Origin of the sequence: Chromobacterium sinusclupearum (assembly GCF_002902845.1) — a bacterium.
In the GTDB taxonomy this organism is placed as follows: Bacteria; Pseudomonadota; Gammaproteobacteria; order Burkholderiales; family Chromobacteriaceae; genus Chromobacterium; species Chromobacterium sinusclupearum.
On sequence record NZ_PPTF01000083.1, the window covers coordinates 1 to 314 of the forward strand.

1 protein-coding gene is annotated in these 314 nt (G+C 62.1%); it reads right to left on the bottom strand.

Annotated elements, in window-relative coordinates:
- A partial coding sequence (locus C2134_RS18785) for an EF-Tu C-terminal domain-related protein (protein WP_500778653.1) occupies window positions 1-314 on the bottom strand: 314 nt, incomplete at both ends.

A 314-nucleotide genomic window follows, 5' to 3' on the forward strand; every position in this document is an offset into this window, starting at 1 on the left:
ATCTTGGCAACCACGCCGGCGCCGACGGTACGGCCGCCTTCGCGGATAGCGAAGCGCAGACCTTCTTCCATGGCGATCGGTGCGATCAGTTCAACGGAGATTTCCACGTTGTCGCCCGGCATTACCATTTCCACGCCTTCAGCCAGCTTGATCGCGCCGGTCACGTCGGTCGTACGGAAGTAGAACTGCGGACGGTAGTTCGCGAAGAACGGGGTGTGACGGCCACCTTCGTCCTTGGACAGCACGTACACGGAAGCTTGGAACTCGGTGTGCGGGGTGATGGAACCCGGCTTGGCCAGAACCTGGCCGCGCTC